At 34.5% G+C, this 8,026-nt stretch carries 8 protein-coding genes and 1 pseudogene; 7 read left to right on the plus strand and 2 right to left on the minus strand.

Annotated features, from left to right (window positions below):
* The first annotated feature begins 332 nt into the window (after positions 1 to 332).
* Positions 333 to 887, plus strand: a complete 555-nt coding sequence (locus ABU914_RS13170; RefSeq protein WP_379670173.1) for a TVP38/TMEM64 family protein — start codon at positions 333 to 335, stop codon at positions 885 to 887.
* A gap of 33 nt (positions 888 to 920) precedes the next feature.
* Here ABU914_RS13170 and lgt read toward each other — a convergent pair whose 3' ends face one another.
* On the minus strand, positions 921 to 1,772 hold the full coding sequence (lgt, locus tag ABU914_RS13175) for a prolipoprotein diacylglyceryl transferase (RefSeq protein WP_379670174.1): 852 nt from the start codon (positions 1,770 to 1,772) through the stop codon (positions 921 to 923).
* A gap of 230 nt (positions 1,773 to 2,002) precedes the next feature.
* Between lgt and ABU914_RS13180 the strand changes: the two genes are divergently transcribed.
* The 5 genes from ABU914_RS13180 to ABU914_RS13200 all read left to right on the plus strand — a co-directional run bounded on the left by ABU914_RS13180 (position 2,003) and on the right by ABU914_RS13200 (position 6,466).
* Positions 2,003 to 3,217, plus strand: coding sequence for a D-alanyl-D-alanine carboxypeptidase family protein (locus ABU914_RS13180; RefSeq protein ID WP_379670175.1), 1,215 nt, complete (start codon positions 2,003 to 2,005; stop codon positions 3,215 to 3,217).
* Positions 3,218 to 3,445: 228 nt separating this feature from the next.
* Positions 3,446 to 4,420 (plus strand): F510_1955 family glycosylhydrolase, encoded by a 975-nt coding sequence (locus ABU914_RS13185; RefSeq protein WP_379670176.1) that lies wholly within the window; start codon positions 3,446 to 3,448, stop codon positions 4,418 to 4,420.
* Positions 4,421 to 4,432: 12 nt separating this feature from the next.
* Positions 4,433 to 5,167 carry an urease accessory protein UreH domain-containing protein gene (locus ABU914_RS13190; RefSeq protein ID WP_379670177.1) on the plus strand — a complete coding sequence of 245 codons (735 nt, stop codon included), beginning with the start codon at positions 4,433 to 4,435 and terminating at the stop codon, positions 5,165 to 5,167.
* A gap of 16 nt (positions 5,168 to 5,183) precedes the next feature.
* Positions 5,184 to 5,711, plus strand: coding sequence for a thiol-disulfide oxidoreductase ResA (gene resA, locus ABU914_RS13195; RefSeq protein ID WP_379670178.1), 528 nt, complete (start codon positions 5,184 to 5,186; stop codon positions 5,709 to 5,711).
* Between the two features lie 44 nt (positions 5,712 to 5,755).
* Positions 5,756 to 6,466, plus strand: a complete 711-nt coding sequence (locus ABU914_RS13200) for a cytochrome c biogenesis CcdA family protein (protein WP_379670179.1) — start codon at positions 5,756 to 5,758, stop codon at positions 6,464 to 6,466.
* 103 nt (positions 6,467 to 6,569) lie between these two features.
* Here ABU914_RS13200 and ABU914_RS13205 read toward each other — a convergent pair whose 3' ends face one another.
* Positions 6,570 to 6,896 carry a four-helix bundle copper-binding protein gene (locus tag ABU914_RS13205; protein WP_483880155.1) on the minus strand — a complete coding sequence of 109 codons (327 nt, stop codon included), beginning with the start codon at positions 6,894 to 6,896 and terminating at the stop codon, positions 6,570 to 6,572.
* A gap of 431 nt (positions 6,897 to 7,327) precedes the next feature.
* Between ABU914_RS13205 and ABU914_RS13210 the strand changes: the two are divergent.
* Positions 7,328 to 7,951 (plus strand): annotated as a pseudogene (locus ABU914_RS13210) (site-specific integrase); the annotation flags it as partial.
* Between the last annotated feature and the right edge of the window lie 75 nt (positions 7,952 to 8,026).

An 8,026-nucleotide genomic window follows, 5' to 3' on the forward strand; every position in this document is an offset into this window, starting at 1 on the left:
TATTATTCCTATAGCTACCCCTAGCATCACACACAACATCAGAAACCAAATAGGACATAATAATATCCTAAACAACCGAAATTCGGAAGCATAAATACAGCCGACTATCAAATTAGATACAAAAGAAAGAATACCGAGAAATTAGGCTTTTTTATATTTGAATTTCATTAACGTTGAAATTCAGAATTTACTGACTCTATCCCAACAAATAGAAAATGAATAAATGAGTAACAGCCTGTTTTAGTTATTGTATAATATATAGTTAAAAGATATTTCTGTTCTTTTTTAAAAGTGAATAGGACAAAGTTGTTTCTGAAAGGATTACACAAAAGTTGGAAAGTATATTACTTCAATGGCTACCTGAATCCCGAATTTTAGTAATAATAATCAGTATTAGCCTTAATGTTCTTATCGCAATCTCAGGTGTATTACCGAGCGCCACGATTACCGCAGGAAATATAGTTTTTTTTGGGTTTGAGACTGGACTTCTCGTTTCTATAATTGGAGAAGCTGCAGGTGCTGTGGTCAGTTTTATCATCTACCGTAAAGGTCTTAATAAAATAACCTCTCAAGGAAAAGTAAAGAGCAGGTTTTTAAAAAGGTTAAAAAAAACACAAGGAATTGAAGCTGTTTTTCTTGTGCTTTTTCTACGAGTTTTACCTTTTGTACCATCAGGTGCAGTTACGCTGGCTGCAGCTTTCAGCAAAATGGGTCTGTTGTCTTTTAGCGTAGCTAGCACTTTTGGGAAAATTCCATCATTGTTTATTGAGGCGTATTCTGTAGATCAAGTTCTAAAATTAACATTTGAATGGCAGATAAGTATTGGTTTTTTTTTGGTTTTTACCATCGTTATTTACAAACTTTTGAAAAGTAAATTAGATAGTTAATCTATCAACGGAAGCGGTAAATTAAAGCTGTTATCACTTAGATTTCTTTTTCTTCTTTTTCTTTGGTTTTGTTATATGTTTTGGTACAGTTTCATATGTTTGCTTATTCGACACACGCCGAAACCATATTAAACTTATTGCTAGTAAAATAAGAACAATCGAAATCACTTGCGCCGTTCGAATCGTCTCTGTCAGCATTAAACTATCCGTGCGTAATCTCTCAATAAAGAAACGGCCGATAGAATACCATAATACATAGCCGAGGAACAATTCGCCTGTCTTTAAATTTGCTTTTCTAAGAAAAATTAAAATGAAAAAGCCTGTTAGATTCCACAACGATTCATATAAAAAAGCCGGATGGAAATATTGCCCATTAATGTACATCTGATTAATAATAAAATCGGGTAACATTAAATTTTCAAGAAACTCTCGTGTGACGGGGCCCCCGTGCGCTTCTTGATTCATGAAGTTTCCCCATCTTCCAATTGCTTGTGCCAAGATAAGACTTGGTGCAATAATATCAGCTAACATCCAAAAAGAAAGCTTCATTTTTTTTGCATAAACGATTAACGTTATTGCACCACCGATTAATGCGCCATGTATGGCAATCCCACCCTCCCAAATCTTAATGATGTCATTAGGATTTTGAGAGTAATAATCCCATTGAAAAATGACATAGTATATTCTTGCACTAATGATAGATAACGGAAGGGCCCACATGACAAAATTTAAAATCGTATCCTTTGGTAACTTTCTTCTCTCTGCTTCTTTATTTGCTAGCCACAACCCAATAATTGCACCAGTCATGATAATCACGCCGTACCAATAAACAGTAAAGGGGCCTAGTTCAAGCACTATACGGTTTAATCCATCCGGTTGATCCATCTTTATTCCTCCAATACTCAAGATTCTATACAACCTTTAATATAATAAAAAACTGTGAAGAAATGATGGAGTTATCCCCGTCAATTTAAAATAACTGTAAAGATTTTGTGTTCAAATCTCCATTTTTTCTCCACAATTATAAATTATAATATCCATATTGATTCTAAACGCTTGAATTTAATAAATAATTTAGAATTGTACAATCCCAAAGATTAGAAACTAGGTGAATTATGAAAATTAAACTATTTTTAATTGTTCTATTTACTTTAAACATTTATATTTCCGATATTGTTTTTGCCGAGAGTAACCCTAATATCTTAAGTGAAGCAGCGATTCTTATTGATTCGAAAACTGGAGAGGTCCTGTATGAAAAAAATGCCCATGCAAAAATGTACCCCGCAAGTTTAACTAAGATTGCGACAGCTATTTATGCCCTAGAAAAAGGAGATCTTAATGATGTTGTAACAGTTAGTAAGAACGCGCGACAAGTTGATGGATCTAGGGTTTATTTGGAAGAAGGGGAAAAGGTTCAATTAAGAAAACTCATTCAAGGTTTATTAATAAACTCAGGAAATGACGCTGGTGTAGCAATTGCAGAGCATTTAGATGGATCAATAGAAACTTTCGCAACCAAATTGAACAGCTATTTAAGCAAACTGGGCGTAGAAAATACAAATTTTGAAAATTCACATGGGCTTTTTAATCCTAAACATGTAACGACGGCGGAGGATTTAGCAAAAATAACTCAGTATGCGATGAAAAATGAAGAATTCAGGGAAATATTCGGGACAAAAGAGTTGGAATGGAAAGGGACATCCTGGCAGACAACAATTTATACACATCATAAACTTATGAGAGAAAATCCATATGACGGTGTAACAGGAGGAAAAACAGGCTATATTCCTCAATCTGGGAACACGTTGGTAACGACAGCTAACAGAAATGAATTAAGTTTGATTGCAGTTATTTTGAAAGGTTCAAATCAGCAGATGACATACAAGGATACGGTTGAGTTACTAGACTATGGCTTTAATCACTTTAAAACGTCATATATTCCTAAGGGCACTATGTTTCCAGTTAAGGGTGAGAAATTTTTAACAACAAAAGACTTTTACTATACACAGTCATCTAACGAAAATGTAATAAAAAATGTGAATGAAAATGGCATGCTTGAAATCGTTAATGAAAATCAAGAAATAATAGCTTCTTTACAATTAAAAGATGTTCAGGAAAAGAGTGAAGGCTTGTCAAAAAAACAAGTGGAAACTGAAAGTGGTGGAAGTTTAAAAGGAAATGGGTATTTATTTGGTTTTCTATTGATTACTTTTTCCATTTTAAGTCTTTTTTACATTAGAGCAAAGATTCGCCACAAAAGGAACAAAAAATTCAGACCTAATCATCACGTCGGGCCTGCCAAGTACGGACGAACAATTAGATTCAAGTAAATGAGCCACTAGAAATCGAAGTTTATTAAGATGAAAGCCTTAGATATCTTCTGATATTAAGGACCTTCTGTAGAATATCTGAAGAAATTGTGACCATTTCATTACAGGGTAACGTTTTAATTGCCTTTTAAGAATAAAAAATGAAAAGTACACAGTTTCTTCAAACATTTTGGTTACAATGTGAACTGAACAATAAATGAACCCGAGAAGTAGAAAGGAAGAATGTGAATGAAAAAGATGACAATTATGGTAGGTGTCCTATCAAGTCTTCTGCTGGTAGCAGCCTGCGGTCAAAATACAGAACAAAAAGAAGCAACAACTATTGAAAAAGGTAATGAACAACCGCAAGTCATCCCTTCTGAATCTGATTTTTTAGAGGTGGTTAAAAAAAATAAAATTGACCATATGCATGGTATTGGTTATGCCGGAAATCAACATGCCGTTTTTCTTGCCACTCATGGAGGACTTAGAATTTACTACGAAGGAACTTGGTATAAAACGAATAAGGAAAATAACGACTATATGGGCTTTAGTGCAACGGAGAAAGGCTTTTATTCAAGTGGGCACCCGGGTAATGATTCTACACTCAAAAATCCGATTGGTCTTGTGAAAACAAGCGATTACGGAAAAACATTTACTAAATTAGGTTTTGAAGGTGAATCAGACTTTCACTATATGGCAGCAGGCTACAATCATGGGACAATTTACGTTGTTAATGAGCAGAAAAACTCAAAATTAGGTACAGGAATGTATGTTACAACGGATGAAGGGAAGTCATGGAAACCAAGTAAACTTGGAGGTACAATTCCGAACCAAGTAGGGGGCATGGTGACCCATCCCCAAAAAGAGGGCTGGATTGCATTAAGTTCTCCTGAAGGTGTTTTCTTGTCGACAGATTATGGCAATACGTTTGAACAATACACCGATAAAATTCCTGTTACAGCAATTTATTTTTCGGAAAATGAGCTATTATTTGCTACAAATGACAATGACAACAAGTTATTTGTAAAAAATCTTGATAGTGAAGATATTACAGAAATTAAATTTCCCAAGCTTAATAACGATGACATGATTATGTTCATAGCAGAGAACCCACAAAATGACCAGGAGATTGTAATTGCAACGATGAACAATAATGTTTTGATTACAAAAGATCGTGGAGAAACGTGGGATTCAATCATGAAGGATGGGATTACTCAATAGAGGAGAAAGGGCATGTATGACTTCTTTAATTACATTAGTCAATTTTTATATGGGCCTCTCACGAATCTAGCGAATAATACTCAACATATACCGCTGGCAGCTGCTTTTTTCCTTGGTCTCCTCGGTGCGGCAGCACCTTGTCAATTTACTGGTAACCTTGGAGCTATTACATATTATGGTAATCGTTCTTTTAACAAAGGTATTACTTGGTCCGAAGTTATTTTTTATTTGTTAGGTAAGATTGTTGTATTTTCGGGGCTTGGTTTTGTCGTTTGGTTGCTAGGAAAGGAATTTCAACGTGAACTGACCGCATATTTTCCATTGGTAAGAAAATTGCTTGGACCTATTCTTATTTTAATGGGTATTTATTTATTGGGTTTTTTTAAAATGAAGTGGAACTTGTCGTTAGGAAAAATATCTGAAAAGTATTTTAAAAACGGAAATTTAGGTGCTTTTTTGCTGGGATTTAGCTTTTCACTCGGCTTTTGTCCAACGATGTTCGGTTTGTTTTTCTTTCTATTAATGCCTCTAGTTTTGTCAAGTTCATATGGTATTGTTCTACCTACTATATTTGCAATTGGTACATCTGTTCCGTTTTTAATTGCAATGTTTATCGTTTGGTATTATGGCTTAAACGGAAAATTCATGAAAGGCGGCCGGAAAATCGGTCTATTTATTCAACGATTTGCGGGGTTATTGATGGTTGTTGTTGGCTTTTTTGACTCGATAACTTATTGGGCAGTATAGGACGGGGGTTTTCAAAGTGAAGAAAAAGAAAAATCGGTTAGTGATGCGTACAGTAATTTTGTTAGTAATTGTCGCTGCTGTTGGATATACCATCTATTCAAGTGTATTTAGTGACGGCGGAGTAGTCAATAAAGGTGACGAAGCACCAGATTTTGAAGTAACCACTTTAGACGGGGAAACAGTTCGATTAAGTGATTACCGTGGAAAAGGTGTGTTTTTAAATTTTTGGGCGACATATTGTCCGCCTTGTAAAGAGGAAATGCCATATATGGAAAATCAATATCATATATTTAAAGAAAAAGGAGTAGAAATTCTAGCAATCAATGTTGGAGAGCCAGCCTTAACAGCGCAAAAGTTTGTTGTTCGATATGGATTGACGTTTCCAATTCCACTTGATGAACGTGAAGAAATATATAAAGCATATGGTGTAAAACCGATTCCGACTACTTTTTTGATAGACAAAGACGGTAAAGTAATTGATCGTGTAACGAAAGGATTATCGGAAGAAGAAATTGCGGAAATGATGGCACGTATTCAGCCATAAATTGCTTTATAGCTTTATTTTAAAAATATTAAAGGTGTGATTTTATGGCTGATCTTAACATATTATTGGCGTTTGCAGCAGGAGTGTTGTCTTTTATCTCTCCTTGTACTCTGCCTCTATATCCTGCTTTTATTTCGTATATCACTGGCGTGTCGATTGATGATTTAAAAGAACGAAAGGGCATGATGCAGAAGAGAGCGATTTTACACACTATCTTTTTCCTTATTGGATTTTCGATTATTTTTCTAGTACTTGGATTATCTACTTCTTTGATTGGTTCATTGTTTATAAAATACAGCGATCTCATTCGTCAAATTGGCGCGATTCTAATCGTATTTTTAGGGCTTGTAGTGATCGGGGCATTACAACCGAAGTTCATGATGAAAAACAGTACCATTTCATTTAAAAATCGGCCTTCAGGTTATCTTGGTACTAGTTTAATCGGTATGGGATTTGCGGCAGGATGGACGCCCTGTATGGGTCCAATATTGGCTGCAGTTATTGCACTTGGAGTTACGAATCCTGGATCAGGGTTGCTTTATATGATGGTCTATACATTAGGATTTGCAGTTCCATTTTTTGCCATGGCTTTCTTTATCGGAAAAATGAACTTTATAAAGAAGTATAACCAAATAATTGTTAAGTTTGGCGGCTATACGATGATATTTATGGGTATATTTCTCTTTTTCGGATGGATGACAAAGTTTACATCATTTTTAGTTAATCGTGTTTTCGGAGGATTTACGGGTTTTTAATCTGTGGTAGATGTGGTAATCAAATGTAATATAATAACAATTAATTTGGAAAGCCTGTTTACTTTGGTAACTAGGCTTTCCTTGTTTTTCGAAACCTTTTTAATTAGGCAGCCATTTTACGGCATGCTTCTGCACAACGAAAACATGCCTCAGCGCACTTTTGACAGTGTTCATGATCATGCTTTTTGCATTCATTTCCGCAAGCTTCACAGATATCTGCGCACAACTCACAAATTTGTTTCGCAAATGGGCTGTTTGTCTGCATCGCTTTCACCGCAAATGCACAAATATCTGCACATTCCCGATCTAAACGAATACATTCAGCCATCATTTTTACATCGGATTCATGTAAACAAGCATCAAAACAGTGATTACATGCTTCCATACACTCGAGACATGCTTTAATACAATCTTCATAATTTGTTTGCACAAAAACAACTCCTTTCGCTTATTTTTACCATTCCCCAAAGTTGAAATAATAAAACGGAGTTGTTAACTCAATAAAAGTTCAAATATTTATGCATAATGGCTCCATACTTGTCAGTTACTTTGACAGTATTTGATTTTAGTTGTAATTTGGTGTGATTTACTATGTGAATGCAAAATGGAGATGAATCTCGGTACTTTTGGAATTTTAATTTAAAAATCCTAAAACAAGCGTGGATGCCCGGCATTTTTCAAGGTTGTGTTGTTTTGGTCCGTTATTGGTCAGATGCATAATTTTCCGATTACCCTAAATATTTCTGGATTTAAAGAAAAAGAGGGTCCATGAATTAAAAAATCAAGTCAGAAAATTATTACGTAAAATAATAATTTGACGAAATTATCATTAAGATTTAAATTGATTATAGGTGATGATATATAACTAAAAGAAAAACACAACATTATTATGAAAAAGTTGAAGAAAAGGTTTTAGAGTTACCTTGGTATGTCGGTGAATACATTGATAAAAGGCGAAGGAAATTATCTGTAAAAACTCTTTTAAACTATTGCCATGACTATATAATTTTTTTTGATTGGATTTTAGCGGAAGGATTCTTTAAAGGGAAACGTACCAATATACCAATTCATATACTTGAGAATTTAACTGTACAACAAATCGAGGACTTTTTATCCTTCTTGGAATTTAAACTTGGCAACTCAAAGCAAACAATTAATCGAAAATTGTCCGCACTGAAGTCGTTATTTCATTACTTACAAAATATTGCTGAAACATCGGAACTGCAACCTTATTTAGTAAGAAATGTGATGGCTAAAATTGAGTTAAACACTCTTAAAGAGGATCAAGAAACTATTGCAAATCGAATTGAAGGTAAAATACTACGTGGAGATGAATATGAACTATTTCTTCATTTCGTAGCCAATGAATACGGGAAAAAATATAAGGACAACAAAAGGATTTATAATTTCCATAAAAAGAATCGGGAAAGAGATACTGCAATTATTTCGTTAATTCTAGGTTCTGGTCTAAGATTATCTGAAGTAAAGTGGACCCCATCGTCAAGACAACTTTTTTATAAATTTAAGGTGCATTGAGTTTTGCTCCTTCCTATCTTGCCA

Origin of the sequence: Pueribacillus sp. YX66 (assembly GCF_041725775.1) — a bacterium.
Lineage (GTDB): Bacteria > Bacillota > Bacilli > Bacillales > UBA6769 > Pueribacillus.